The 25695-nt window shown below is 61.2% G+C and carries 22 protein-coding genes; 8 read left to right on the forward strand and 14 right to left on the reverse strand.

All coding sequences use genetic code 11. From position 1 onward, the window contains the following. Positions 1 to 47: 47 nt before the first annotated feature. The gene (locus tag NAT49_RS10135) at positions 48 to 896 is read left to right on the forward strand and encodes a sulfurtransferase (protein ID WP_251593814.1); all 849 of its coding nucleotides are present in this window, start codon (positions 48 to 50) and stop codon (positions 894 to 896) included. 57 nt (positions 897 to 953) lie between these two features. Further along, a complete protein-coding gene (asd, locus tag NAT49_RS10140) occupies positions 954 to 1796 on the forward strand; it encodes an archaetidylserine decarboxylase (protein WP_251593815.1) in 843 nt (280 codons plus the stop codon). Positions 1797 to 1871: 75 nt separating this feature from the next. On the opposite strand, the gene NAT49_RS10145 is transcribed toward asd, so the two are convergent. The 5 genes from NAT49_RS10145 to efp all read right to left on the reverse strand — a co-directional run bounded on the left by NAT49_RS10145 (position 1872) and on the right by efp (position 7160). Then, on the reverse strand, positions 1872 to 3179 hold the full coding sequence (locus tag NAT49_RS10145) for a cytochrome c (RefSeq protein ID WP_251593816.1): 1308 nt from the start codon (positions 3177 to 3179) through the stop codon (positions 1872 to 1874). Next, positions 3179 to 4762 carry a GMC family oxidoreductase gene (locus NAT49_RS10150; RefSeq protein ID WP_251593817.1) on the reverse strand — a complete coding sequence of 528 codons (1584 nt, stop codon included), beginning with the start codon at positions 4760 to 4762 and terminating at the stop codon, positions 3179 to 3181. The genes NAT49_RS10145 and NAT49_RS10150 overlap by 1 nt, the downstream gene beginning before the upstream one ends. A 2-nt stretch (positions 4763 to 4764) precedes the next feature. After that, positions 4765 to 5283, reverse strand: coding sequence for a sorbitol dehydrogenase family protein (locus NAT49_RS10155; RefSeq protein WP_251593818.1), 519 nt, complete (start codon positions 5281 to 5283; stop codon positions 4765 to 4767). 238 nt (positions 5284 to 5521) lie between these two features. Next, on the reverse strand, positions 5522 to 6499 hold the full coding sequence (epmA, locus tag NAT49_RS10160) for an EF-P lysine aminoacylase EpmA (RefSeq protein WP_251593825.1): 978 nt from the start codon (positions 6497 to 6499) through the stop codon (positions 5522 to 5524). Positions 6500 to 6593: 94 nt separating this feature from the next. Beyond that, positions 6594 to 7160 carry an elongation factor P gene (efp, locus tag NAT49_RS10165; protein ID WP_251593826.1) on the reverse strand — a complete coding sequence of 189 codons (567 nt, stop codon included), beginning with the start codon at positions 7158 to 7160 and terminating at the stop codon, positions 6594 to 6596. Positions 7161 to 7255: 95 nt separating this feature from the next. On the opposite strand from efp, the gene epmB reads away from it, so the two are divergent. After that, entirely contained in the window at positions 7256 to 8269 is a 1014-nt protein-coding gene (epmB, locus tag NAT49_RS10170; protein ID WP_251593827.1) for an EF-P beta-lysylation protein EpmB, read from the forward strand. Here epmB and NAT49_RS10175 read toward each other — a convergent pair. The 8 genes from NAT49_RS10175 to pgi all read right to left on the reverse strand — a co-directional run bounded on the left by NAT49_RS10175 (position 8264) and on the right by pgi (position 19508). Continuing rightward, on the reverse strand, positions 8264 to 8599 hold the full coding sequence (locus NAT49_RS10175) for a protealysin inhibitor emfourin (RefSeq protein WP_251593828.1): 336 nt from the start codon (positions 8597 to 8599) through the stop codon (positions 8264 to 8266). The two genes, epmB and NAT49_RS10175, sit on opposite strands and share 6 nt — an antisense overlap. Before the next feature lie 9 nt (positions 8600 to 8608). Next, positions 8609 to 9652, reverse strand: a complete 1044-nt coding sequence (locus tag NAT49_RS10180) for a M4 family metallopeptidase (protein WP_251593829.1) — start codon at positions 9650 to 9652, stop codon at positions 8609 to 8611. Positions 9653 to 9756: 104 nt separating this feature from the next. Beyond that, on the reverse strand, positions 9757 to 11484 hold the full coding sequence (locus tag NAT49_RS10185) for an HD domain-containing phosphohydrolase (RefSeq protein WP_251593830.1): 1728 nt from the start codon (positions 11482 to 11484) through the stop codon (positions 9757 to 9759). 73 nt (positions 11485 to 11557) lie between these two features. After that, positions 11558 to 12784: a phosphoserine phosphatase SerB gene (gene serB / locus NAT49_RS10190; RefSeq protein ID WP_251593832.1), complete on the reverse strand. Its 1227-nt coding sequence runs from the start codon at positions 12782 to 12784 to the stop codon at positions 11558 to 11560. Positions 12785 to 12813: 29 nt separating this feature from the next. Further along, positions 12814 to 15066: a DNA topoisomerase IV subunit A gene (gene parC, locus NAT49_RS10195; RefSeq protein ID WP_251593833.1), complete on the reverse strand. Its 2253-nt coding sequence runs from the start codon at positions 15064 to 15066 to the stop codon at positions 12814 to 12816. Positions 15067 to 15207: 141 nt separating this feature from the next. Next, complete coding sequence (gene parE / locus NAT49_RS10200; protein WP_251593836.1) at positions 15208 to 17088, reverse strand: DNA topoisomerase IV subunit B; 1881 nt, start codon at positions 17086 to 17088, stop codon at positions 15208 to 15210. A gap of 13 nt (positions 17089 to 17101) precedes the next feature. Further along, on the reverse strand, positions 17102 to 17722 hold the full coding sequence (locus NAT49_RS10205) for a YqiA/YcfP family alpha/beta fold hydrolase (RefSeq protein ID WP_251593838.1): 621 nt from the start codon (positions 17720 to 17722) through the stop codon (positions 17102 to 17104). 130 nt (positions 17723 to 17852) lie between these two features. After that, complete coding sequence (pgi, locus tag NAT49_RS10210) at positions 17853 to 19508, reverse strand: glucose-6-phosphate isomerase (RefSeq protein ID WP_251593840.1); 1656 nt, start codon at positions 19506 to 19508, stop codon at positions 17853 to 17855. Between the two features lie 130 nt (positions 19509 to 19638). Here pgi and cmoA point away from each other — a divergent pair, with 130 nt between their 5' ends. The 5 genes from cmoA (at position 19639) to NAT49_RS10235 (ending at position 24127) form a co-directional block, all read left to right on the forward strand. Further along, on the forward strand, positions 19639 to 20388 hold the full coding sequence (gene cmoA, locus NAT49_RS10215; RefSeq protein WP_251593842.1) for a carboxy-S-adenosyl-L-methionine synthase CmoA: 750 nt from the start codon (positions 19639 to 19641) through the stop codon (positions 20386 to 20388). Beyond that, positions 20385 to 21368 (forward strand): tRNA 5-methoxyuridine(34)/uridine 5-oxyacetic acid(34) synthase CmoB, encoded by a 984-nt coding sequence (gene cmoB / locus NAT49_RS10220; RefSeq protein ID WP_251593844.1) that lies wholly within the window; start codon positions 20385 to 20387, stop codon positions 21366 to 21368. Before cmoA ends, cmoB begins: the two co-directional genes overlap by 4 nt. 127 nt (positions 21369 to 21495) lie before the next feature. Continuing rightward, positions 21496 to 22077 carry an isochorismatase family protein gene (locus tag NAT49_RS10225; RefSeq protein ID WP_251593846.1) on the forward strand — a complete coding sequence of 194 codons (582 nt, stop codon included), beginning with the start codon at positions 21496 to 21498 and terminating at the stop codon, positions 22075 to 22077. Then, positions 22067 to 23041: a GlxA family transcriptional regulator gene (locus tag NAT49_RS10230; protein WP_251593849.1), complete on the forward strand. Its 975-nt coding sequence runs from the start codon at positions 22067 to 22069 to the stop codon at positions 23039 to 23041. Before NAT49_RS10225 ends, NAT49_RS10230 begins: the two co-directional genes overlap by 11 nt. A gap of 114 nt (positions 23042 to 23155) precedes the next feature. Further along, positions 23156 to 24127, forward strand: a complete 972-nt coding sequence (locus NAT49_RS10235) for a ChuX/HutX family heme-like substrate-binding protein (RefSeq protein WP_251593851.1) — start codon at positions 23156 to 23158, stop codon at positions 24125 to 24127. Between the two features lie 137 nt (positions 24128 to 24264). On the opposite strand, the gene cysN is transcribed toward NAT49_RS10235, so the two are convergent. Then, positions 24265 to 25689 (reverse strand): sulfate adenylyltransferase subunit CysN, encoded by a 1425-nt coding sequence (cysN, locus tag NAT49_RS10240; protein ID WP_251593853.1) that lies wholly within the window; start codon positions 25687 to 25689, stop codon positions 24265 to 24267. Positions 25690 to 25695: the final 6 nt, after the last annotated feature.

Here is a 25695-nt window from a genome sequence, read left to right on the forward strand (position 1 = left end):
CTTATTGGCTAGCCTTGGGCCATGACTTCCACCGAAAGGGATCGCCCATGAGCACCGAAGACAACCTGCTGCCACTGATCGTTGAGCCGGACACTCTCAACGACGTCTTGAGCGCCCCCTCGCTTTTGATCATCGATGTGCCTGCCAAGGCAGAAAGCTACGCGCAAGGCCATGTGCCGGGCGCCATCTTTCTGGACCACACCCGGTTGTTTGCCGGTGTCGATTCAGGCAAGACGCCGAACGATGTCCCGGAGCCCGAGGCGCTTACGAACCTGTTTTCCTCGCTGGGCCTGACCCGCGACACGCACGTCATCGCCTACGACGACGAAGGCGGCGGCTGGGCCGGACGCCTGCTGTGGACGCTCGAGCTGATGGGCCACACCCGCTATTCCTATTTGAACGGCGGCATTCATGCCTGGCGCGCGGCAGGCCTTGCCATGGATACCGCCCCGCACACGCCAAAGCCAAGCGACTACACGGCCGAGTTCAAGCATCCCGAGGTCATGATGGACGTCGATGCCATCAAGGCCGAGCTCGATAACGGCTCGCTTGCGGTCTGGGACGCACGCTCACCGGATGAATACGACGGCCTCAAGGGCAAGAACCGCCACCTCGGCCACATTCCGGGAGCGATCAATCTGGAGTGGACCGACGCCATGGACCCTGAGCGCCACTACCGCCTTCGCGACTACGCCGAACTCATCACCCTGCTCGGCGCCAAGGGCCTTGATCCAGAGATCCCGGTGGTCACTCACTGCCAGAGCCACCACCGAAGCGGGTTTACCTGGCTGGTCGGTCGGGCGCTCGGGTTCACGCACATCAGCGCCTACCCAGGCTCCTGGGCCGAGTGGGGCAACCGCGACGACACGCCCATCGAAAAAACGCACGACGCGTGACACCGATGCACTCCGGGATGCGATAATGCATCCCCTTTTCTTGTGGGACCTTTTATTGTGAATCGCGATCAGCTCTTTGCCTGGCTGCAGTATCCGCTGCCTCACCACCTCATTTCCCGGCTGGCCGGCCACCTGGCCGATTGCCCGACCCCGTGGCTCAAGAACGCCATGATCACTCAGTTCATCAAGACGTTCGACGTCGACATGAACGACGCTGTCCACAAGACACCGGGTGACTACCGTACCTTCAACGAGTTTTTCACCCGGCCGCTGGTCGAGGGCGCCCGCCCGATTGGCGCAGGCGTCGTCTCCCCGGCCGATGGCCTGCTGTCCCAGTGTGGCACGATCGAGGATGGGCATCTGATTCAGGCCAAGGGACACACCTACAGCGTGCGTTCTCTGCTCGGGGGCAACAAGAACGAGGCCGCCGCCTATCAGGACGGTCAGTTCGCAACGATCTACCTCTCACCGCGCGACTATCACCGCGTCCATATGCCGGTATCAGGTCGATTGGTCAGCACCCGCTATGTGCCGGGGCGCATCTTCTCGGTCAACCAGGCGACTGCACGGGAAGTACCTGGGCTTTTCGCCCGTAACGAACGTCTGGTCTGCCACTTCGAAACCGAGTTCGGCCCGATGGCCGTGGTGTTGATCGGTGCGATGATCGTGGCCGGCATCGAGACCGTCTGGTCCGGCCAGGTCACGCCCGGCGCCAAGACCCCGCAGGACTGCCGCTTCGACCAGGAAATAACGCTTGAAACCGGCGAGGAACTGGGCCGCTTCAAACTGGGCTCGTCCGTGGTGATGTGTCTGCCAGAGGGCGTGCGCTTTCACCCGGACGTCGATGCCGGCGACACCGTACGCATGGGCCAGTCGCTCGCGACGGTCGACCCGGCCTGACGCTCAAAGCCTGCGTCACTGCCTACAAAAAAGCCCCGCAGTGCGGGGCTTTTTCGACGTCGAAAGGCTCAAGACTCACTCACCGCTGTCGCGAATGTCCTTGACCTCATCGGCCGTGATTTCGGCGTCAGGGTTGCCAAAGGTGTCGGTCACGAAGTTGACCAGGGTAGCCACTTCCTCATCCGACAGCTGCGTCTTGAACGCCGGCATCAACAGCTCGCCGTGATTGTTCTCACGGTGCACGCCGTTCAGGATGACCTGAGTCAGGTTATCGAGCCTGGTCGTCCCAACCACGCTGTTGTGATAGAGCGACGGGTAGTAGCCATCCGGCGAGCCTGACCCGTCAGCCCCGTGGCAGGTCGCGCAGTTGCCCATGTAAAGCGAGGCGCCCGGCGCCTGCTTCTTCGCGGTGTCGAGGTCCAGCCCGCGAACCTGCACGTCGACCGGCGTCGGCTCCCCTTGGGTAAAGCGAGAGGTCTCTTCGGAAACACCCTCGTTGACCGCGGGCACGCTTCGAAGGTACGTCGCAATCGCCTGAAGGTCGCTGTCGCTCATGAAACGGAAGCTGTGCTCCACGGCTTCACCCATCGGCCCGGCGGCCTGCGCCTTGCCCTGAACCGCCCCGGTTTTCAGGTACTGAACGATCTCGGCATCGCTCCAGTTGCCGAGTCCGTCGATCGGGTCATTGGTGATGTTGAACGCGTGCCAGCCGCCAAGATCAGCGCCGGCAAGGAAGCCTTCTTCCTGCTCACTCGAGGCCTTTTCCTGCATCGCAAGGCCACGCGGGGTGTGACAGGTACTGCAGTGGGTCGCGCCCTGAACCAGATAGGCGCCGCGGTTCCAGGCGTCGCTCTTGTCGGCCTGCGGCTCGTAGACACCCTTGTCCATGAACATCCAGTTCCAGGCCGCCAGCGGCCAGCGCATGCTGAGCGGCCAGGGAATATCGCTTTCCTTGTTGGCCCGCTCGACCGGCGCCACCTCGTTCATGAAGTAGTCATAGAGCGCCTTGATGTCGGCGTCCGTCATCTTGGTATAGGCGGTGTAGGGCATCGCCGGATACAGATGATCGCCCTGCTTGTTGACGCCTTCGCGCAGCACCCGCGTGAAATCCTCGAGCGAGTAGTTGCCGATGCCGGTCTTGGTGTCCGGAGTGATGTTGGTCGAGTAGATGTCGCCCATCGGGGTCGGCATCGCAAGCCCGCCGGCAAACGGCGTGTTGTCATTGGTGGTATGACAGGCCGTGCAGTCTGCGGTGCGGGCGATATAGGCGCCCCGGCTCATCGGCTCGGACGCCTTGTGGCCTGATGTATCAGCGGCAAAGGCGGCCGGGCTTGAAAGCGTGCCGAGCGCAAGCGCAGCGCCGAGTGCGTGAGAAATGCGCATCAGACTTCCCCCTTCAGCGTATCGGCGATGCGAAGCGACAGCGCCGCGATCGTCAGCGTACAGTTGACCGTACCGACGGTCGGCATGGTGCCGGAGCTTGCGATGAACAGGTTGTCGTGATCATGTGTTCGACACTGACCGTCCACCACGCTGTCCTTGGGATCATCGCCCATCAGTACCGTGCCGCAGATGTGCTGGTTGTTGGCGAAGTCGTTGTGGAACTCGACCTGAGTGCCGCCCATGAGCCTCGCGATTTCAGCGTATTTTTCCTGAGTATGCACCGCGCTTCGGCGCACGTAGTCGTCGATGGCGTAGTGAAATTCCGGCTTCGGAATGCCGAGCGCGTCGGTTTCGGTGGCGCTTGGCTTGATGAAGTTTTCCGGATGCGGCAACAGTTCATGGAAGCTGTCGAACTGCACATAGCGCGAGGCGCGATCCCGAATCTCGGCGTCGAGCGCCTTGCCAAAGATCAGGCGGTCTTCGCTCAGAATCTTCTGGGCCATTACGTCGGTGCGCGACAGGTTCGACAAATGCAGCTTCTTGCCAGCGTACTCGGAGCGAAACTCGCCGTCGCGCCATCCGATGATCGAGGTCATCTCCTGCGCGCCGCGGCCCGGCCACAGCGGTTGATCGGCAAAGAAGCTGACCCCGGTACCGGGGTGGTCCATCAGGTTGCGCCCGACCTGACTCGAACTGTTGCCGATGTCCGACATCAGCATCAGCTTCGGCGTCTCGATCCCATTGGCCGCCAGCACGAACGCCTTGCCCTCGACCCGCACCGACTCGCCGGTGGGTGTCTTGTAATGTACTGCCGCGATCCTGTCGTTTTCGCCGCGTTCGATCTTGTAGACCACGGCCTTGTCGATCACCCGGGCGCCGGCCTCTTCGGCCTTTTCGACGTGAAAGATGCCGTTGTACATCGCGCCAATCGGGCAGATCGGCATGCAGTTGTTATTGCCACAGCAGGTCGGGCGGCCATCGTAGGGGCGGCTGTTACGCGCGACCGGCTCGGTCACCATGTAAAACCCGTTGGCATTGAGCCGGGTCTTGATGGTGCGCTCGTTGTAGGAGATCGGCAGCGGCGACATGGGATAGGGCTGGCTTCTGGGCGAGCCGAGCTCTTCATCGCCCGGCCCCCACACGCCCAGCTCTTCCTCGGCGCGCTGGTAGTAGTGCTCCAGGTCGTCATAGCCGATCGGCCAGTCACGGCCGACACCGTACTGGGATTTCAGCCGGAAATCGCTTGGCAGAAATCGCCAGGACGACGCCGCCCAGTGCCAGGTCGTACCGCCGACGGCGCGGATGTACTGCGCGTCATAGGCGTGTTCGCCCTTTTGAATCAGATAACCGTTATCGGGCGAGAATTCAGGATGTGGCGCGTACTCGGTCGATGGATACGGCTTCATGAAATCCATCTTGTCAGTCTGGTTCCGAAAGCGCTCGACGATGTCACCCCGGGGATAGCGCGGGCCCGCCTCCAATACCAGAACCGATTTCCCGGCAAGAGCCAGCTGATGCGCGACCAGACCGCCGGCGACGCCGGAGCCGACGATAACGACGTCGGCGCTATGCGTTGTTGCCATGATTACACATTCTCCGTGTCTGGTTGTTCGGCCCAAAAGCCCGGCTCGTTGGGGCAGTACGTGCGGATGACCAATACGTCATCGACGGCCTGGAACTGAAGTGCATGGCGGTAGGTCACGACACGGGCGTGCTCCCCTTCACCGACGATGCCGGTATACCACGCGCTCAGGATGCGCTTGGCCGTCTGTGCGACGGGAGAATCCGCATTACCGGCCAGCGCATTGAGACCGTTTTGCTCGAGCGCCTTGGAAAGTGCGTTCAGGTGCTCGGCGAAGCCGTCATCGGTTCGGGAAAGCGCGGTCATCAAAGCCCGCCCGACGGCGGGGTTCAATGCGCTCTTTTCGCATACCGCCTGCGACACGGTCATGAAGGTGCCGAGTTGGGCGGGAGTATTGGGCGCAGCCAGGGCGCCAAGCGGTGACACAAGCGCAGCCGCACCGGCTGCGCCCGCCAGGCTGTACCCCAGAAGCTGACGTCGGGTCATCTGACCCGACGACGTTCCGGCATGTTTGGAAGTCATGAACGTATATCTCTTGAGTGATCCATCACCGAGCATGGCTCGATGATCGAAAGAAAGACGGCCCGTTTCGGGCTCATTTTTGCTGTCTGTCTACGGTCGGGCGACCCTTGAACTATCGACACGCCTCCTGGGGCATCGAGAGCCTGGCCACCTCTTATATTGAACTAAAGTTTAATTACTTTGGTGTCGTTTCGAAACAACACCTTTCTAATACACTCAAAAACAGAGTAGACCACCTTCAGCAACGCGGGGTATCGAACGCCATCACGTCACTGACACACGCTCGGCCCTCGGCCAGCATGATCAGTCGATCCAGCCCGAGCGCCACACCGCAGGCCGGGGGCAGACCATATTCGAGGGCAGCCACAAGGTGGTGATCGGCCTCGACCGATGGCGCGCCAAGCGCGCGCCGCTCACGCTGATCGGCCTCGAACCGCTGACGCTGCTCACACGCATCGATCAGCTCGTCGTAGCCGTTGGCAAGTTCGATGCCCCGGACATACACCTCGAAGCGGGAAGCGACCTGACAGCCATCGGGGTCACTATGGCATTTCGCAAGCGCGGCCTGGCTTGCCGGGTACTCGGTCACGATATCAATCACGCCCTGACCCAGGTGCGGCTCCACCTCGAAGCTCATCAAAAGATCCAGGCAACTGTCGCGCGACCAGTCGGGGCAGGATTCGCCGAGATGCGGGGCCACCCGATCTTGAAGCGCGTCAAGCGACGCCGTCATCGGATCGAGCCCGACATGGCGCTGAAACAATGCGCGATAGGCATGTCGGCACCGGGGCAGATCCGCCTGAAGCACGTGCTCGATCAGATCACAGGTTTCCCCGATCAGCGCATCGAACGCCATGCCCGGGCGGTACCATTCGAGCATGGTAAACTCGAGGTTGTGCCTGCGCCCGACTTCGCCGTCTCGAAATACGCGCGCCAGTTGAAAGATCGGCCCGCTTCCTGCCGCCAAAAGCCGCTTCATATGTCCTTCAGGCGAGGTCTGGAGCCAGAGCTGCTCTTGGCCTGCGGGCGTGGTGGCCTCAAGCGACAAGGACGCCAAGTGCGGATCGGTACTGCCGCCATGGCCCAGTACCGGTGTTTCGACTTCAAGCACGCCTCGCGCCTTAAAAAACGCCCGCACCGATGCCAAGTGTCGCGCGCGCGCGCGCAGGGTTTCGATGTCGGCGCTCGGGCGCCAGGTGGAATCCGGGTGATCCACGGCCTTGAATCTCCTTGATCGTGAAGGCGAGAGAGCCGCCTACGAAAACGCCGGGCACAAGGCCCGGCGTCGGTATGACATGCGGTACGCGTGCTCAGGCGCGACCGACGTACTCCGCAGAGCGGGTGTCGATCTTGAGCACTTCACCTTCATTGATGAACAGCGGCACACGAACGACCGCGCCGGTCGAAAGCGTGGCAGGCTTCGAGCCGCCGTTGGCGGTATCGCCCTTGAGGCCCGGATCGGTTTCGGTCACTGTAAGCTCGATGAAGTTCGGCGGCGCGACCGAGATCGGGTTGTCGTTCCAGAGCGTGATGGTGTAGCTCACCTGCTCCTTCAACCACTTCTCGCTCTCGCCCACGGCTTTCTTGTCCGCCGCGTACTGCTCGAACGAACCGTCGGTCTTCATGAAGTGCCACATTTCGCCGTCGTTATAGAGATACTCCATGTCCAGGTCGAGCACGTCCGCCCCTTCGATGGATTCGCCGGACTTGAACGTGCGCTCCCAGACACGACCGGTCATCAGGTTACGCAGTTTGACCCGGTTGAACGCCTGGCCCTTGCCGGGTTTGACGAATTCGTTGTCGACGATGCTGCAGGGATCGCCATCCAGCATGACTTTCAGACCGGACTTGAATTCGTTGGTAGAATAGTTCGCCATAATGCCTCGCTCGGGCCGATCATGGGATCGGCCATGACTCAGTGACTCGACGTCGATGCGTCGTTGAATGAATTCATGATGCTCAAAGTGTGCCGATGATAACCCGAACTGTCCCTCTCGTGCAGGTCCCTGCCGTCGATGACTGGCGAATTCAGCTCAAGCAGGCCTACCGCACTCCGGCTGCGCTGCTGGACGCGCTCGGCCTTCCGGCGACGTTAATGGCAGATGCAGGTCAAGGGCATGCCCTGTTCTCGACCCGCGTCCCGGAGGCTTACGCGCGCCGCATGCGACCGGGCGACCCGAACGACCCGCTGCTTAGACAGGTGCTGCCGACTGGCCGTGAAACGGAACAGGTCGCAGGCTTCACCCAGGACCCGCTAGAGGAGGCCGAGCATACGCCGGCGCCCGGCATCATCCACAAATACCACGGGCGAGTGCTTTTCATCGTGTCAGGCGCCTGCGCGGTCAACTGCAGATACTGTTTCCGGAGGCATTTCCCCTATGGGGAACACACCCTTTCCCAAGCGCAATGGGATGAATCACTCGAGTATTTAAGACGCGACGCCAGCCTCAGAGAGGTCATCCTTTCCGGCGGTGACCCTCTCATCGCGCCGGACAACTACCTCGACGCGCTGATCGATAAGCTCGAGCGCATTCCACACCTCACCCGCCTTCGCGTGCACACACGGCTGCCCGTGGTCATCCCCGACCGGGTCACCGAGCAGTTACTGAAGGTATTGACCTCAAGCCGACTCAAGCCGGTGATGGTGCTGCACATCAATCACGCCAACGAGATCGACGACGCCATGGCGCACGCGTGCCAGCGACTGCGTGCAGCGGGTGTGACACTCTTGAACCAGAGCGTTCTGCTCGAGGGCGTCAACGACACCGTAGATGCTCTCGAGGCGCTGTCCGAACGGCTATTCGAAGTGGATGTTCGCCCCTACTATCTGCATGTGCTCGACAAGGTCGACGGCGCAGCCCACTTTCACGTTTCAGACGCCAGGGCCCATGAGCTCATGGATGCCCTTCAGGCGAGACTGCCCGGTTTCCTAGTGCCGACACTCGCTCGTGAGGAACCCAACAGACCCAACAAGACCCGGCTATAGCGGCTCGATGCGCCCCTCTTCCCAAAGGGCTTTTACGCCCGCAGGGGCCGCGTCCTCGGGGACATTCAGCTCTTCATCCGGCGACGCCTCGCCGTCTCGGTCCTTATAGAGACAGATTCGAAAATAGCGCTGATCGCCCCGCCCAGGGGATGCCTGCCGGCCGATGCGCTCGCCTTCATTGAGCCAGTGGCACAGCGCGTTCTGCTCATCCAAGCTGCATTCGACCACATCAAAAGTACGTGGACGCATTAACCCGGGCGCGGCAACCAGCCCGCCCTCTCGAGTAATGCAAACGCGTGTAAAACGGGATAAATCTTCAAAGCGAGTCATGAGTCCTCCTCAAGGCCCGATACCGACCTGTCTCCAACCGTTCATGACCGCTTCCGCCACCCGCTGTCCAAAGCGCTGCGTCGCGTGGGCCATCGTAAGCCCGGCGAAATCGATGAACTGGGCATCGCTTGCCAGCCGCTCGTCGGTCAATGTGTCGTACCAGATCTGGCCGGCGGTCTCCCAGCTGTTGCCACCCAGCTCCATCGCAATCAGATAGAACGCGTGGTTGGGGATGCCTGAATTGATGTGTACGCCGCCGTTGTCACTGCGCGTATTCACGAACTGATCCATGTGCGCAGGCTGCGGGTCCTTGCCAAGCATCGGGTCGTCGTAGGCCGTCCCCGGTGCTGCCATCGAGCGCAGCGCCTTACCGTTGACGCCCTCTGCCAGAAGATCCGCCCCGATCAGCCAGTCGGCCTGGGTCACGTCCTCACCGCGAGCGTACTGATTGACCATGACGCCGAACACATCGGAAATCGACTCGTTCAGCGCCCCGGGCTGATCACGGTATTCAAGGCCCGCCGTCAGCTCCGTCACCCCGTGAGTCAGTTCGTGCGCCACGACATCGAGCGCGCGGGTAAAGGGCAGGAACACCTCACCATCGCCATCACCGAACACCATCTGTTCGCCGTTCCAGAACGCGTTCTGATACGCCTGGCCGTAATGAACGGTTCCCAACAGCGCCATGCCCTCGCCATCGATCGAGTGGCGCCCCATCACATCATGAAAAAAGCGGTAGGTAGCACCGAGGTCTTCATAGGCCTGCACCACCTGAGCATCCTCGGGCGGCTCGCCCCCTTCCTCGAGCACCAGCTCACCGGGCAGACGCGTCTGCTGGTTGGCATCGAAGATATAGCGCGCCGGTGCGCCGGGGGCGCTGTCGGGGTAATTCTGATGAATGATGCTGGCCTTGGCCCGCGCCGACATCGGCTGGCGAAACTGCTGGTCGATCGACAGCGTGTTTTGAGCGCGTGATTTGAGATGGCCTGCGCCGTGGCGCGCCAGCGCATCAAGCATATGGGGTGGAATAACCGGTGCGTGCCGTGACGTCATGGAGGCGCCCCCTGAGCGTTGAGTGATCGGTCGTCGCCAAAGCGTCGATGGCGATCAGTCTAGTCAACCCAGGGGGATAACGCCCGCCCTTGCCTAGGCGGCGTTCAGCGGGGAGTTAATGCGAAGGAATTAGGATCGGCCGCCCCGCTCAAATCACCCAGCTGGGGGAAATCGGCCTTCTTGATGATGTCATCCATACGCATCTTGCGGCGCACGTTATACGCCACCTTGACCTGGCAGGGCTGCCCCTCATCGTCGTGACGCATGATCCAGGCGAGAAACCCGTTGGAAAACCGCACCAGCGAGCCAATCGGATAGAACCCGAATCGCTTGATGTAACGGTTGACCCATTGGTTATCGAATTTCTCGGATTGGCTGAAAATGTAGCGGTAGGCATCGATCACCTGCCACGCCGGACGATCCGCGCGATTGCGGGTCATGGCGTCGATCACATCGACCACCGCCGCCATGCGCGCTTCATCGGAAAGCGACGCAGCGTCCACGCCCGCAGGATAACCATTACCATCCAGACGCTCATTGATGCGGCAGACAATGTCTCGATAGACCCCGTTTGGCCCTTCTTCATTACCGATCAGGCGCTGCTCGATCAGCGAGACATGGCGATGCAACTCACTGCGCTGCGCCTCGGTCAACTTGCCCTTGGCCATCAACACATCGTGAGGGAGCATGGCCTTGCCCATGTCATGAATCAGTGCCCCGGCGGCCATTTCGACCGCACGGGCCTTGGCAAGCCCACCGAACATGGCAAGATCGGCAAGCTTTACCGCGACCGTGATCGAGTGCATGACCAGGGGCGACTGCCCCCGAATGCAGGCCACTTTATAGAGCACGTCCTGCCGGTCGGTTTCAAGCAGCTCGACCAGCGTATTGGCGCAGGAGGCAAGCTGCTCGTAGTTGAAGGCACCGCCGTTCGAGAGATCGACCATCTGAATGTTCAGATAGTCCGAGACCTGCTTGAGCGCCATGCCCGTTGCACAGGTCACCGTGCTTTTTTTGGGACTCAACTCAGGCACCGCCTGAACCTCACCGTTACTGGTCTGAAACAGCGGTGAAGGCCAAAGCGTGGAGCTTGTCTCATCGTCCTGCAGGTCGCGTCGAGCGGCCTCCCGCTCGATTTCACGCACGTACTGCCAAAGATTGCGCTCGAATTCCTGATAGGAGGCGGTGTATTGCAAACCGACCAGCGCCGTCATGTTTTCGGTATCGCTTCGAAGGTGGCGCACCACACAAGGTGCGTCGAAAGCCTCTTCATTGGGAAAGATCGCCCGAACGACCGGAAGCGATTGCCCGACCTTCAGGAGCACTGCGTCTTTCAGCGCCATCTCGATCAGACACCCGCCAATCGAGAGGTTCTTGAGCACCGCCATCAAGGGCGGCAGATCCTCGCGAGTCTTTATCTTTACCTTGACGTACATGCCGGCGCTGAGCTGTGCCCGAAAGAAGCTGCGCTCTCTTACGATATTGAGCTGGGCCGGCATGTCGCAGACCACGCCGATATTGGCGCCCCGTGTAACCACTCGGCCGGCCTTGAGGTCGTGAATCGAAATGGTTTCACTGGCGCGCCGGGCAATCAGCGAAAAGCGGCGGTTGTCTTCGGTGAGCTGTTTGATCGCTGAGCCGAGCGCCGAGATATCGAGTGCGAACACCTGGCGTTTGGTGTCGATATGGACAACGTCAACGGGGTGTCGATGGGCGTCTCCCTCGAGCTCGATGGTGATGTCATAGGTCTTGCCGGTCAGGCCACTCAGGGTATCGGCAACGCGACCGGGAGAGACAATGTCGATGGAGCGCTGGTCGGTCGATGGGGTCATCCGTTATGCATCCTTTGAGGTAGACTGCCCGGAAACAGGGAATGACCTCATTATCGACGCGACCAGCGAAAGCTTAAGGTGACTCGAGGGTCTCCAGATCCTGCCGGCGGTACCCGATCAAATACAGTACGGCGTCGAGCCCCAGCGTCGAAATCGACTGACGGGCCTGTTCGCGCACCAGCGGCTTTGCACGAAATGCGATGCCAAGGCCGGCGGTCGCCAGCATCTTGAGATCGTTGGCGCCATCGCCGACGGCAATGGTCTGCTCGAGGCAGATGCCCTCACGCTCGGCAATCTCGGCAAGCAGTTGCGCCTTGCGGTCGGCATCGACGATCGGCTCGGCCACCTCGCCTGTTACCTTGCCCTCCCGGATGATCAGCTCGTTGGCGTGTACCTCGTCAAAGCCCAGCCGCTTTTGAAGGTAATGGGCAAAATAGGTAAAGCCCCCGGAGAGAATCGCGGTGCGATAGCCAAGGCGCTTGAGCTGACGCATCAGTTCCTCGACGCCATCCATCAGCGGCAGGTTCTCGGCGATGTCTTCGAGCACCGACTCATCCAGCCCCGCGAGCTTGCTCATCCGCGCGCGAAAGCTCTGCTTGAAATCGAGCTCACCGCGCATGGCCCGCTCGGTAATTTCCGCCACCTCGTCACCCACGCCATGGCGCCGAGCGAGCTCATCGATCACTTCGGTCTTGATCAGGGTCGAGTCCATGTCAAAGCAGATCACACGCCGGTGCCGTCGCCAGATGCTGTCTTCCTGGATGGCAATATCGACACCGTGAGTGCTGCCCACATCCAGCGCCACGCGGCGAAGACCATCGATATCCACCTCGCCACGCAACCAGATCTCGACGCAGGCGCCCTTCTCCGTAACCTCGCCATCGAGCGACTCTCGACCGGACAGGCGATGAATCAATTCGATGGTCAGATCATGGGCCGCCGTCATGCGGCCGACCTCGCTTAACACCTGCGCCGGAAGCGTCGGTGCCAGAAGCGTCATGATCAACCTCGGCCGACCGGCGTTGTCACTCCAGCCTGCATAATCCTCGGGAGAGACCTGCACCGCCTGAACCGCAAGGCCGGTGCGTTCGCTGGCATGGTCGATCATGCCGGTGAGCGCCTCGGGCTGGGCGTAGTCGTCCTCGAGCGCCACCAGCGCCTCGAGGGTGACGATATCAAACGTCACGCTTTGATTGATGTCCAAAAGCCGGGCACCGGCCAGTGCCAGCGCCTCACCCAAGGCGGCAAGTTGGCCGGGACGGGCGCTGCCCGTCGCTCTGAAAAGCAGTCGTTGTGTCATGGCAATTCCTGAGTGCATACCGTGAGCGTTCACGACTCGACATCGAGTCGGTCAACTTTCTGGAAGCCCTTGGGCAGCTTGCTGCCCCGGCGTCCGCGCTCGCCTTGATAATAATCGAGTTCACTGCCCTTGAGCGTCATGGTCCGCTTGCCGGCATGCACCTTGAGCACACCGCCCTCCGGCACGATGACCATGTCGCGGACAAGCTCTTCGCGATTGGTGGCTCGAGAGCCCGGAATGTCGATCATCTTGCTGCCCTTGCCCTTGGTCATCTCCGGCAGTTCACTTAGTGAGAACAACAGAAGCCGACCTTCATTCGACACAAGCGCCAGACGAGACCGTTCGGTTTCAAGTGCTCGACACGGCGGCAGTATCGCGCAGCCCCTGGGCAGCGTCACGACCGCCTTGCCTGCCTTGTTGCGCCCGGTCATGTCACCAAGCGTGGTAATAAAACCATACCCGGCGTCGGAGGCCAGCACGTAGCGGGTCTCTGGAGCATCCAGCAGCACGGCCTCCATCTGCGCGCCCGAGGGCGGGGTAACACGGCCGGTCACCGGCTCACCCTGCCCTCGCGCCGACGGTAGATCGTGGGCAGAAAGTGTGTAGGCGCGCCCATTGTCATCCAGCAATACCAACGGCTGATTGGTCTTGCCACGGGCGTAGCGATGGAAGCGGTCACCCGACTTGAACGAGAGACTCGCAGGGTCGATGTCGTGACCTTTCGCCGAGCGAATCCAGCCTTTTTCGGAAAGCACCACCGTAACCGGGTCGGCGCCCAGCAGTTCGACTTCGGACAACGCCTTGGCGTCATCACGCTCGACCAACAGTGACCGGCGCTCATCGCCGTAGGCCTTGCCGTCGGCCTTGAGTTCCTTCTCGATCAGATTGGTCAGTGCATCTTCACTGCCCAGCAATTGCTCGAGCCGGTCGCGCTCAGCCATCAGCTCGTCCTGCTCGGCGCGAAGCTTGATTTCCTCGAGCTTGGCCAGATGACGAAGCCGCAGCTCGAGAATGGCCTCGGCCTGGCGCTCGCTGAGGCCAAACGCGGCAATCAATGCAGGCTTTGGCGCATCTTCCTCACGGATGATGCGGATCACCTCGTCGATATTGAGGTGCGCGGTCAAGAGCCCTTCGAGCAGATGAAGGCGATCGTTGACCTTGCCAAGACGATGTTCGAGCCTTCGTGTCACGGTCTGGCGACGATAGCTCAGCCACTCATCGAGCAGATCCGGCAGCGCCATGACTCGAGGTCGACCGTCAAGGCCGATCATGTTCATGTTGACCCGCGCGTTCTTCTCAAGATCCGTGGTGGCGAACAGGTGCGCCATCAGCGCATCGACATCGACCCGGTTCGAGCGCGGCACGATCACCAGTCGCGTCGGCTCGGCGTGGTCGGACTCATCACGAAGGTCCGCGACCATCGGCAGCTTCTTGGCCTGCATCTGGGCTGCGATCTGCTCGAGCACCTTGGCCCCGGAGACCTGATAAGGCAGCGCCTTGATCACGATGTCGTTGTCTTCACGCTCGAACCGAGCCCGCATCTTGACCGAGCCACGACCGGTCGAATACATCTTCAGGAGATCGGCGCGCGGGGTGATGATTTCGGCACTGGTTGGAAAGTCCGGCGCCGGCAGGTGCTTGCAGAGCGATTCAAGCGTACAGCCCGGGTGACGCAGGCGATGAATAACCGCCTTGACCACTTCGCGTACGTTGTGCGGTGGAATGTCGGTCGCCATGCCAACCGCAATGCCGGAGCCACCATTGAGCAGCACATGCGGCAGGCGCGCGGGCAGCACTTCAGGCTCGTTCATGGTGCCGTCGAAGTTTGGCGTCCAATCGACCGTGCCCTGACCAAGCTCGTCGAGCAGCACTTCTGAAAAGCGCGACAGCCGCGCCTCGGTGTAGCGCATGGCGGCAAAAGATTTGGGGTCATCGGGGCTGCCCCAGTTGCCCTGCCCGTCCACCAGCGGGTAGCGGTAACTGAAGGACTGCGCCATCAGCACCATCGCTTCATAGCACGCGCTGTCGCCGTGCGGATGGAACTTGCCGAGCACATCGCCCACGGTACGCGCCGATTTCTTGTACTTCGCCGAAGCGCTGAGCGAGAGCTCCCGCATGGCGTACACGATGCGGCGCTGCACGGGTTTAAGCCCGTCGCCGATGTGGGGCAGCGCTCGATCAAGGATGACGTACATGGAGTAATCCAGGTACGCCTTTTCGGTATAACTTCCAAGAGAAAGACGTTCGACGTCGCCCTCCTGCACATGAATATCCATGCTCATTGAGTTCATGCCTTGTTGGTCAAGCCTCGATCACCGGACTCAGGGTCCGGCGCCGCAGGATGTCGAAACTGGGTTAGCGGTACCGAGCCGTCCCGGCCAGAGGAAGGCGGCCATGGCACCCGGTGTCCGAAAGATGCGCCGTTAAAGTTCGATGTCGGCCATATTGCCGTAGCTCTCGAGCCAGGCCCGACGATCCGCCGAGCGCTTCTTGGCCAGTAGCTTGTCCAGAATGGCGTCGGTCTGATCGCCCGCCTCGCGGGTAAGCTGAACAAGTCGTCGGGTGTCCGCGGCCATGGTGGTTTCTCGAAGCTGGAGCGGGCTCATCTCGCCAAGCCCCTTGAAACGCTGAACGTTGGGCGTGCCGCGCTTGCCTTCAAGCTTTGCAAGAATCGCGCTTTTTTCGCTTTCATCGAGGGCATAATGCACTTCCTTGCCCAGATCGATCCGATACAGCGGCGGCATGGCCACGAACACATGGCCGGCATCGACCAGCGCCGGGAAATGACGCACGAACAGCGCGCACAAGAGCGTTGCGATGTGAAGGCCGTCCGAATCGGCATCGGCCAGGATGCACACCTTGTGATAGCGCAGTTTCTCAAGGTCTGGACTGCCGGGGTCAAGGCCGAGCGCCACGGCGATGTCATGGATTTCCTGCGAGGCGAGCACGTCGTGGGAGTCAACCTCCCAGGTGTTCATGATCTTGCCCTTGAGCGGCAGAATCGCCTGAGTGTCGCGGTCGCGCGCCTGCTTGGCGCTGCCGCCGGCGCTGTCCCCCTCGACCAGAAACAGCTCGCTGCGCGCTGGGTCCTGACCGCTGCAATCGGCAAGCTTTCCGGGCAGCGCCGGCCCCTGCGTGACCTTTTTACGGGCGACTTTCTTGGAGGAGCGCATACGGCGCTGGGCGGCGCTGATCACAAGCTCGGCAATCGCCTCACCGTCGGCGGTATGCTCGTTGAGCCACAGGGAGAAGGCGTCCTTGACCACCGCGGACACGAACGCCGCCACACTTCGAGACGACAGCCGTTCCTTGGTCTGGCCGGCGAACTGCGGGTCGTGCATCTTGACCGACAGCACGAAGGCGCAGCGCTCCCAGATGTCGTCGCCGGTCAACTTCACGTTCTTGGGAAGAAGGCCGCGGTAGTCGCAGAAATCCCGTAGCGCGTCGACCAGCCCGCTTCGAAAGCCGTTGACGTGGGTGCCGCCAAGGGGGGTCGGAATCAGGTTAACGTAGGACTCGAGCAGCGCATCGCCGCCTTCGGGCAACCACTGAATGGCCCAGTCGACCGCGTGGGACTCATCCTCGAAACTGCCCATGAACGGCGCGCTCGGCACCACCTCATAGCCATCGGTGGCTTGAGTGAGGTAATCCCGCAGACCGGCCTCGAACTGCCAGACCGTTTCGCTGCCGTCGGTGTCGACCAGCGTGACCTTGAGGCCCGGGCACAGCACGGCCTTGGCTCTGAGCAGATGGGAAAGCCTGGGCACCGAGACCTTGGCCACATCGAAATAGCCTGCTTCCGGCCAGAAACGTACGGTCGTACCCGTGGTTTTCTTGGGGCAGGTGCCAATCTGGTGCAGTTCTTCGGCTTTCTCGCCCTTCTCGAAAGCAATCGACTGCCGGATGCCACCGCGAAAGACCTCGACTTCAAGCCGGGTCGACAGCGCGTTGACCACCGATACCCCGACGCCGTGCAGACCGCCCGAGAACCGGTAGTTGGAGGTCGAGAACTTACCGCCGGCGTGCAGGCGAGTAAGGATCAGCTCGATGCCGCTCACACCGTGCTCGGGGTGAATATCGGTCGGCATGCCGCGACCGTCGTCGCTGACCTCGATGCCCCCATCGTCCATCAGCCGAATGGTGATCTCGTGGGCATGCCCGGCCAGCGCCTCATCGACACTGTTGTCCACGACTTCCTGAACCAGATGGTTCGGACGAGAGGTTTCGGTGTACATCCCAGGGCGTTTTCTGACGGGCTCGAGCCCCGAAAGCACCTCGATGGCACTGGCACTGTATTCGCTCATGACTTCCAGATGATTAAGACAAACATTGATTGATGGCGTCCTGACTCACGCGCAAGCCGCCGTGGGCGAGCACCTCGGGCAGAAACTCCGCGTAGCGGTCAAGCCCGTGCGTATCGCCTTCGCTGATCAATACACGCGCGCCGTTCAAAAAAGCCTCGGCGTCACGGTAATCCAGCGTTTCATCAGCGGTACCGAAAAGGGTCAGGCAGCGCTCGATTGCCGCGGGCCGTTCGAGCTCCATCGCGGCAAGCGCCTGCTCGAAACGCTCGGTAACGACGCAGATATCGCCGGTGTAGGGGTTTTCGTGCTCGGTGCCGACCCAGGCCCTGGCCAGGCGAGACGGCCGTACCGCCGGGTTAATCAGGGCAAGTGCAGCCACATCGAAACGGCTTGCCAAATAGAGACCCAGGAACCCGCCCAACGAACTGCCAACGATCAGCGTGCGCCCATTCAAGGCCTTGAGTTCAGCCTCGGCAGTGGAGTAGGCCCTGTCCGGGTCCGGCACCAGGTACGGTGCGCGAAACTCGGGTCGGGGCGTTGCCTGCTCGCAGGCCCTGCGCGTCAACGTGCATTTATGGGCCGTTGGATGACTGTTGAAGCCATGCAGATAGAGCACATTATCGACAGCATGCATGATGTCCACCCTCACGCTCTTTGGTCGAATACTGTACATGCAAACAGCACTTTCATACAACAGACCGCTGTGTTGGCAGCGGTCTGAAGGTGCCTGACGGCACGTCTGGTTCGCCGTTCACCGGCCGGGCTCAGCCGCGGTCAGTGTGGGCCCAGACGGTGTCGATCAAATGACGGGTGGAGGCGTCCATCGCGTCACTGCCCTTGCGAGTGCGCAGGATTTCCTCGGTCTCGTTGGCAATCTGCTTGCCAAGCTCGACGCCCCACTGGTCGAAGGAATCGATGTTCCAGACGGTGCCCTGAACGAACACCTTGTGCTCGTAGAGTGCAACCAGTGCCCCGAGCGTTTCAGGCGTGAGCTGCTCGATCAGAAGCGTCGAGGACGGCTGGTTGCCCTGATACCGCTTGTAGGCCGGCGCGTCCTGATTCCCCCCGCTGACCGCATCGTCACCGAGCATCAGTACGCGAGACTGGGCAAAGCAGTTCGACAGCGACAGGCGGTGCTGGGCTTTCAGGTCCTGACGCAGCTCTTCGTCTTCGATGTAATCGTAGCGCTCGATCGGAACGATGAAATCACAGGCCACTGACTGCGTTCCCTGGTGCAGCAGCTGATAGAACGCGTGCTGACCGTTCGGGCCGATCTCGCCCCAGATGACCGGGCAGGTCGAGTAGTCCACCAGCTCAGTGTCGTTGGTGACGGACTTCCCGTTGGATTCCATCTCGAGCTGCTGAAAATAGCCCGGCAGCGACTTGAGTCGACCGTCGTAGGGCAGTACCGCCAGTGAGCGGATATTCAGGAAGTTGACGTTCCAGATGCCAGCCAGACCGAACAGCACCGGCAGGTTGTCCTCGAGCGGCGCGGTACGGAAGTGCTCGTCCATTGAATGCGCGCCCGCCAGCAGGCGCTCGAAGCCTTCCATGCCGATGTGCAGCGCGATCGGAAGCCCGATACCGCTCCAGAGCGAATAACGGCCGCCCACCCAGTCCCAGAACAAAAGCTGGTTGTTCTCGTGAATGCCCCACTCGCTCATTTTCTCCGGCTTGGTCGATACGCCGATGAAGTGCTGCTGCTTGATGAACGCTTCCTTGGAGCCTTTCAGCGACCACTTGAGCCACTCGAGCGCCGTTTCGGCGTTCGACAGGGTGTCAATGGTGCCAAAGGATTTCGAGGACAGAATGAACAGCGTGGTTTCCGGATCGACCTTCGGCAACAGCTCCGCAAGCTGAGAACCGTCGATGGTCGAGGCGAAATGCACGTTCACGTGATGAATGTCGCGCGGGGCAAACGCATCAAGGGCGTTGGAGACCATCAGCGGGCCGAGGTCGGAGCCGCCCACACCGAGGTTGATCACGTCGGTGACCGGCTTGCCGGTCGCACCGCGCCACTGGCCGGCGTGAACCTTGTCGACCAGCACGGCCATGCGCTCGAGCGTTTCATGCACGTCAGCGGCCACGTTCTGGCCTTCCACGCGCAGCTCGGCGTCCTTCGGCAGGCGAAGTGCGGTATGCAGCGCCGGGCGATCTTCGGTCTTGTTGACCCGCTCTCCGGAAAAGAGCCCCTTGATGGCCTCCTTCATGCCGCTTTCTTCTGCAAGCGCCAGCAGGTGCTCGAGGGTCTTGGGCTGCATGCGCTGCTTGGACATGTCCAGCATGATGCCGGCGGCGCGCTTGGAAAACGTCTCAAAGCGCGCGTCCTGTGCGATCAGGTCGCGCAGGTGAACGTCTTTCATATCCTGATGGTAATGGGTTTCAAGTGCCTGCCAGGCACGTGTTTCACGAATCGACATTAAAGGTGCTCTCCTTGGACGTGCAGCAGGGAAGCCGTCAGCGTAGACTAGGGTCATTGACCCCATGTGACGGACGCCATCAATGGCGTTTCCCGTAATTCATTCCATATCTTAGGTATCATTTAGTCCTATGCCTGAGCCATCTTACCGCGACGCGCTCTTTACGACACCCCTCGACGAGGTTGCGAGTTTCTCGTTCGACGAGCAGGTCGTCCAATGCTTTCCTGACATGATCCGGCGATCGGTGCCCGGTTACGGCCAGATCATCGGCATGATCGGCGTCGTTGCCAAACGGTTCGTGCCCGAAGGCGGCCATATTCACGATCTCGGCTGTTCGCTCGGAGCCTGCACACTGGCCATCTGCCAGCAGCTTCCGCCCGAGGCGTTCACGCTCGATGCCATCGATCTCTCACCGGCCATGATCGCCCGTGCCCGTGACACGCTCGCGTCACATCACCCGATGCATCGCGTTCAGCTACGCGAGGGTGACATACGCTACATCGACTACGCCCCAAGCGACATGATCGTTTTGAACTTCACGCTGCAATTTCTGCCGCCCGAGGAACGCGACGCCGTGATCGCTCGCCTGGCCGAGGCCTTGAAACCCGGTGGCGTGCTGGTGCTGTCCGAGAAGGTTCGATTCGACAACGAGGACGCCGAACGGCTGTTGTTCGACCTGCACCACGATTTCAAGCGCGCCAACGGCTACAGCGACATGGAAATCAGCCAGAAGCGCAGCGCCCTCGAGGACGTCATGATCACGGATTCGATTTCGACCCACATTGACCGGCTCGAGCGTGCCGGCCTGGTCAGCGTGACCCCCTGGTTTCAACACCTGAACTTCGCCTCGCTCCTCGCCTTCAAGCCGGAGGCCGCATGACGCTCTCCAACCGCGAGCAGGCGCTGTATCAGGCCGTGCTCGATCAGGAACTGCCAACCTGGCTTGCCCGCCTGCCCGACCAGCTCGCCCACGGCCTCGACACCCGTCGCCACGGCGACCTGCCCGGCTGGCTGCGTATTCTCGACAAGTTTCCGGCGCTCGACGGCGTGCACATCGATTTGAACGCGCCCCACGTCACCATCGACGCTGCCCTGCCGGACGGGCTTCAAACGCGCTGCCATAACCTGCTTCAGGCGCTGGCCCCCTGGCGCAAGGGGCCGTACCGCGTCGGCACCACGGTGATCGACACCGAATGGCGCTCGGACTGGAAATGGGACCGCCTTGCCCCGCATTTGAGCGACCTAACCCATCGACGGGTGCTCGATGTCGGCGGCGGTAACGGCTATCACGGGTTCCGTATAGCCGGCGCCGGCGCCGCCTTCGTGCTGGTCATCGACCCCTCGCCGCGCTTTTACTGTCAGTTCCACGCCATCAAACAGCTCATGGGCACCCAGGCGCCCAACGTGCACTTCATCCCTGTGGGCATCGAAGACGTGCCCACGGGCCTCGCAAGCTTTGACACCACCTTCTCGATGGGCGTGCTCTACCACCGCCGTTCGCCGCTCGATCACCTGCTCGAACTGCGGGATACGCTGCGCCCCGGGGGTGAACTGGTGCTTGAGACGCTGGTGGTCGAAGGCGATGAAAACACGGTTTTGGTGCCTGGCGAGCGCTACGCGCAGATGCCCAACGTCTACTTCCTGCCCTCCTCCAGGGCGCTCGCACACTGGCTCGAACGCTGCGGCTTCAGCAACGTACGGGTCGTCGATGAAGCACCGACCTCACTTGAGGAGCAGCGCGCCACCGACTGGATGACCTATCAATCGCTCGAGGATTTCCTCGACCCCGAGGACCCCACTCGCACGGTCGAAGGCCACCCTGCGCCACGGCGCGCGGTGGTGATCGCCGAGCGTGACTGAACAAGCCGCCTTCGAACATGACCTGAAACGCCCGCTCCTGTGCTGCGGGCGTCCGTTCTTGAGCACGCATATCGATCATGATGAGGCCTCACCCTCACAGCCATTCAGGCCACGTCAGGAGCGCCTCATGAACACTGCCCTATTGATCATCGATGCCCAGGTATCCTTCACATCTCGGCCTTTCTGGGATCAGCGCCTTGCCGACTGCTGGATAGACAAGCAGCAGACACTATTGGATGCCACGGCCCGCGCCGGACTCCCTATCGTTGCGATCTTTCACACCGCACCAGAAAGCGGCGGCCCCTTCGATCCCGTCAACGGCCAGATACGCCCACTTGGTGAGCTGTCATTCACACCGACCGTCAGCCTGACCAAAACGGCGCACAACGCCTTTACCGACACCGGCCTCGATCGCCTCTTGAGACAGCGCAACATCACCCGCCTGCTCATCAGCGGCATTCGAACGGAGCAGTGCTGCGAAACCACTGCACGAGTTGCAAGCGACTTGGGATATGACGTCGACTTCATCAGCGACGCCACGCTGACCTTCCCCATGACTCGGGATGGGCGCACGTACTCTGCCGAAGCCATTCGCGCTCATACCGAACTCGCACTCGAAGGCAGGTTTGCGCGCATCCTTACCGTATCGACCGTATGCAGCGCGCTGGAACGAGGCATTGACGAACTGGAGCGGGACCGTGTCGGCTGAGTCAGCGTCGCCTCGAATTTCGATTCTGATGCTGCCCGGCCAGGTGCCTCTGGATTTGGCCGGGCCACTGCAAGTCTTTCTAAGCGCGGCCTCCCACAATGAACTCACGCTTCGCTTTATCGGCCCACATGCCTCGATCGACTGGTTCGGTGGCCTGTCCCTTTCAGGCATAGCGCCGCTACCCGAAACACTCGAAGAAACAGATCTTCTGATCGTGCCCGGCCACGACCGCAAGTATCTCGACCCTGCAACGCACAACGCCTGCCTTCATTGGCTCAGACACAACGCTCAGAACGCGACCATTATCATGGCGGTGTGCTCGGGTGCCCTGCTTCTGGGGCAGGCCGGGCTTCTTGACGGCCACCGCTGCACCACACATCACCGGCTGCGCGAGACGTTGCGCACGCTTGCCCCGAAAGCACTCATTCAGGACGACTGTATTTTTGTCGAGGATCGCCGCGTACTGACCAGCGCCGGCATTTCAACCGGCATCGATACCGCCCTGTATTGGGTTCAGCGCACGCTCGGCGCCAGAATCGCAATGGCAGTGGCTCGAGATATGGTGCTCTACCTGCGCCGAAGCGGTCAGGAGCCCCAATTGAGCCCATGGCTTGAAGGACGAAATCACGTACATGAACGCTTGCACCGGCTTCAGGACGAGCTTTGCAGCACCCTCGCTCACTCTTGGACGCTCGAAGCCATGTCCGAAAACGCCTGTATGAGCCCGCGCCAACTTACCCGGCTATTCACTCAGCACACAGGTTTCTCACCTCATTCGTGGCTAACCCGGCTCAGGCTAGCGCAGGCGCGCCAGTTGCTTCTGGAAACAAAACGTCCTATCGAACGCATTGCCGACGACGTCGGCCTGACGCCACGTCAACTTCGCCGACAATGGCAGCAACACTTCAAGGCTTCGCCCAGCGCGCTTCGCTCGACGCCTGATTCGCATGCTGATCCTGCATGAAGCATCTTTTCATCGATTGGCCTTGACGCTAGGGCTTTAATTGATAAAAATTCTCATTTATAAATGACATCCATTCCAGAATGCACGCGTCACGCTGTGGCGGGAGGGCCTTGCATGAACGACACCATTGCACTGCGCGCGGCCTACCACGAGGCACGCCTTCGCGCACCTCACTGGGATAGCTACCGCCTGGCACAGGCGCTCGGCGTAGATGAAGGGCGCTTGATGGCAGCCCGACTCGATGACACCGAAACGCTGGGAGAAGAGGTTCATGGCCTTTCGCTTACCCCATGCGACCTGGCCCTTGCCCTGCCCCGCCTTGGCCATTTGAGCATCAGTACCCGCAGCCAGTTTGCCACCCTGACAAGCCACACCAAGCGGATGACGGTACGCGGCAACGACCAAAGTGCGGTGTTGTCCGCGCATAATGGCCTTGCCATGCGCTGGCTACTGCCTCACTGGCACTGGGCCTGTCTGCGCCGGCGCTTTCAGGGGCGCTTTACCGAGGGCTGGGTGCTTCAGGTGTTCGACCGCTTCGGTACAGCGCTGCACACCTTGCACGGGCTGGACGTTCAGGCAACCGGCTGGTCGTGGCTACTGGACAAGACGCTCGATCAGGCCCCGACCTTTGTTCAGCGCATTGACACACCGGCTCAACACCTCGATCGAGCCCAGGTACTCAAGACATGGCCCACGGTTCAGCATGACGATGATTACCGCGCTCTACTGGAGCGCAGCGGTCTGACCGCCCTCGAACTCGACCGCCTGTTGGAAGGCCAGTACAGCCGGCAGTGCAGCCCGGACGACGTCGCACGCCTTGTAGACCAGTCGGTATCAGACACGCGCTGCGCCGAGTTTCTGCTGCCGACCGCGGCCGGGGTGCACCGGCATACCGCCCGGCTGTCACACTCGAGCCGCACGAGCACCCATTGGGATCTGGGCAGTGATGATGTTCGTCTGACCCTTGATATGACGGCGCTTGCAAGTCTTTGGCAGATTCAAGGCGGCATGGCGGGCAACGACGCCCGTATCGATGCCTTCGACCATGAAGGTGCGTTGATGGCCTCGCTGCGCCTGAGTGCCTGAGCACTTGAATGACTGAGTGCCTGAGAAAAATGGCACCAGCCGCACAGGCCGGCAAAACGAAAGCCCAGCGCTAAAAAACGCCCGGCCAAGGCCGGGCGTTTTCATGATGCGTACACCGTATCGAACGTGTCGCCGGGTTACCCCTTGAACAGCTCGCGAACGTCCTTTGCTTCCCAGTGCGGGAAGTATTTACGCACCAGCGCATTGAGCTCGACTTCAAACCCGCGCCAGTCAACGTCCTCGGCACGCGCGGTGGAGGTCAACGCCTCGGTCACCATACCGGCGCCAACGGTGACGTTGGTCAACCGGTCAATCACGATGAAACTGCCGGTGCCCGGGCTCTTGCGGTAGTTGTCGACCGGCACCGGCGCCGTCAGCTCCACATTGCAGCGGCCAATGGCGTTGAGCGCCAGCTCGCCGGCGGAGTGGTGCTCCAGCGTGTTGATGTCGATCTGGTACGCGATGTCCGTGATCTGACCGCTGACTTCTCGAGTGCCGATCTTGATGTCGTACACGCGGCCGGGAACCATGGCCTGATCATGCATCCAGACGATGTCGGCGGTGAAGGCATTGGATTCCGGCACGTTGGCCGAAACCTCAACCAGCCAGTCGCCGCGGGAAATGTCGATTTCGTCCTCAAGCGTGACGGTCACGGCCTGACCCGGATAGGCCACCTCGAGGTCGCCGTCGAAGGTCACCACACGCTCGACCGTGGAGGTCTTGCCGGAAGGCAGTGCCTTCACCTGCTGACCCGGGCGCAGAACGCCGGCCGCAAGCGTACCGCAGTAGCCGCGAAAATCGAGGTTCGGGCGGTTGACGTACTGCACCGGAAGGCGCAGGTCATCCAGGTTACTGTCGTGCTTGATCTCGACGGTTTCGAGCAGTGACAAAAGCGGCTGCCCCTCGAACCAGCTCATGTGCTCGCTCGGGTTGACCACATTGTCGCCATCGAGTGCAGACATCGGCACGAAGTGCACGTTCGGCGCATTGAGCTTGCCGGCAAACTGGCGGTATTCCTCGACGATCTCGTGGAAACGGGCCTCGCTGTACTCGACCAGATCCATCTTGTTGACCGCGATCACCAGGTGCTGAATGCCCAGCAGATCGGCGATAAAGCTGTGTCGGCGGGTCTGGGTCTGCACGCCATAGCGCGCATCGATCAGGATGACCGCAAGGCTTGCGGTGGAAGCACCGGTTGCCATGTTGCGGGTGTACTGCTCGTGTCCCGGCGTGTCGGCGATGATGAACTTGCGCTTGTCGGTCGAGAAGAAACGGTAGGCGACATCGATGGTGATGCCCTGCTCCCGTTCGGACTGAAGCCCGTCGACCAAAAGCGCCAGGTCGACCTTGTCGCCGGTGGTGCCACTTTTCTTGGAGTCACGAGTGATCGCCGCCAGCTGATCTTCATAGATCATCTTGGAATCGTGCAGAAGCCGCCCGATCAGGGTGGACTTGCCGTCATCGACGCTGCCGCAGGTAATGAAGCGCAGCAGGTCCTTGTTCTCGTGCTCTTTCAGATACTGCTCGATGTTCTCGGCAATGAGAGAAGATTGGTGTGCCATGATGCG

The organism is Larsenimonas suaedae, from assembly GCF_023712105.1.
GTDB classification, from domain to species: domain Bacteria; phylum Pseudomonadota; class Gammaproteobacteria; order Pseudomonadales; family Halomonadaceae; genus Larsenimonas; species Larsenimonas suaedae.

Coding starts and splice junctions, on each gene's coding strand:
- NAT49_RS10135 (WP_251593814.1), top strand. CDS start 48: ATGAGCACCGAAGACAACCTGCTGCCACTGATCGTTGAGCCGGACACT.
- NAT49_RS10145 (WP_251593816.1), bottom strand. CDS start 3,179: ATGCGCATTTCTCACGCACTCGGCGCTGCGCTTGCGCTCGGCACGCTT.
- NAT49_RS10150 (WP_251593817.1), bottom strand. CDS start 4,762: ATGGCAACAACGCATAGCGCCGACGTCGTTATCGTCGGCTCCGGCGTC.
- NAT49_RS10155 (WP_251593818.1), bottom strand. CDS start 5,283: ATGACTTCCAAACATGCCGGAACGTCGTCGGGTCAGATGACCCGACGT.
- efp (WP_251593826.1), bottom strand. CDS start 7,160: ATGGCGAACTATTCTACCAACGAATTCAAGTCCGGTCTGAAAGTCATG.
- epmB (WP_251593827.1), top strand. CDS start 7,256: ATGATAACCCGAACTGTCCCTCTCGTGCAGGTCCCTGCCGTCGATGAC.
- NAT49_RS10175 (WP_251593828.1), bottom strand. CDS start 8,599: ATGACTCGCTTTGAAGATTTATCCCGTTTTACACGCGTTTGCATTACT.
- NAT49_RS10180 (WP_251593829.1), bottom strand. CDS start 9,652: ATGACGTCACGGCACGCACCGGTTATTCCACCCCATATGCTTGATGCG.
- NAT49_RS10185 (WP_251593830.1), bottom strand. CDS start 11,484: ATGACCCCATCGACCGACCAGCGCTCCATCGACATTGTCTCTCCCGGT.
- serB (WP_251593832.1), bottom strand. CDS start 12,784: ATGACACAACGACTGCTTTTCAGAGCGACGGGCAGCGCCCGTCCCGGC.
- parC (WP_251593833.1), bottom strand. CDS start 15,066: ATGAGCATGGATATTCATGTGCAGGAGGGCGACGTCGAACGTCTTTCT.
- parE (WP_251593836.1), bottom strand. CDS start 17,088: ATGAGCGAATACAGTGCCAGTGCCATCGAGGTGCTTTCGGGGCTCGAG.
- NAT49_RS10205 (WP_251593838.1), bottom strand. CDS start 17,722: ATGCATGCTGTCGATAATGTGCTCTATCTGCATGGCTTCAACAGTCAT.
- pgi (WP_251593840.1), bottom strand. CDS start 19,508: ATGTCGATTCGTGAAACACGTGCCTGGCAGGCACTTGAAACCCATTAC.
- cmoA (WP_251593842.1), top strand. CDS start 19,639: ATGCCTGAGCCATCTTACCGCGACGCGCTCTTTACGACACCCCTCGAC.
- cmoB (WP_251593844.1), top strand. CDS start 20,385: ATGACGCTCTCCAACCGCGAGCAGGCGCTGTATCAGGCCGTGCTCGAT.
- NAT49_RS10225 (WP_251593846.1), top strand. CDS start 21,496: ATGAACACTGCCCTATTGATCATCGATGCCCAGGTATCCTTCACATCT.
- NAT49_RS10235 (WP_251593851.1), top strand. CDS start 23,156: ATGAACGACACCATTGCACTGCGCGCGGCCTACCACGAGGCACGCCTT.
- cysN (WP_251593853.1), bottom strand. CDS start 25,689: ATGGCACACCAATCTTCTCTCATTGCCGAGAACATCGAGCAGTATCTG.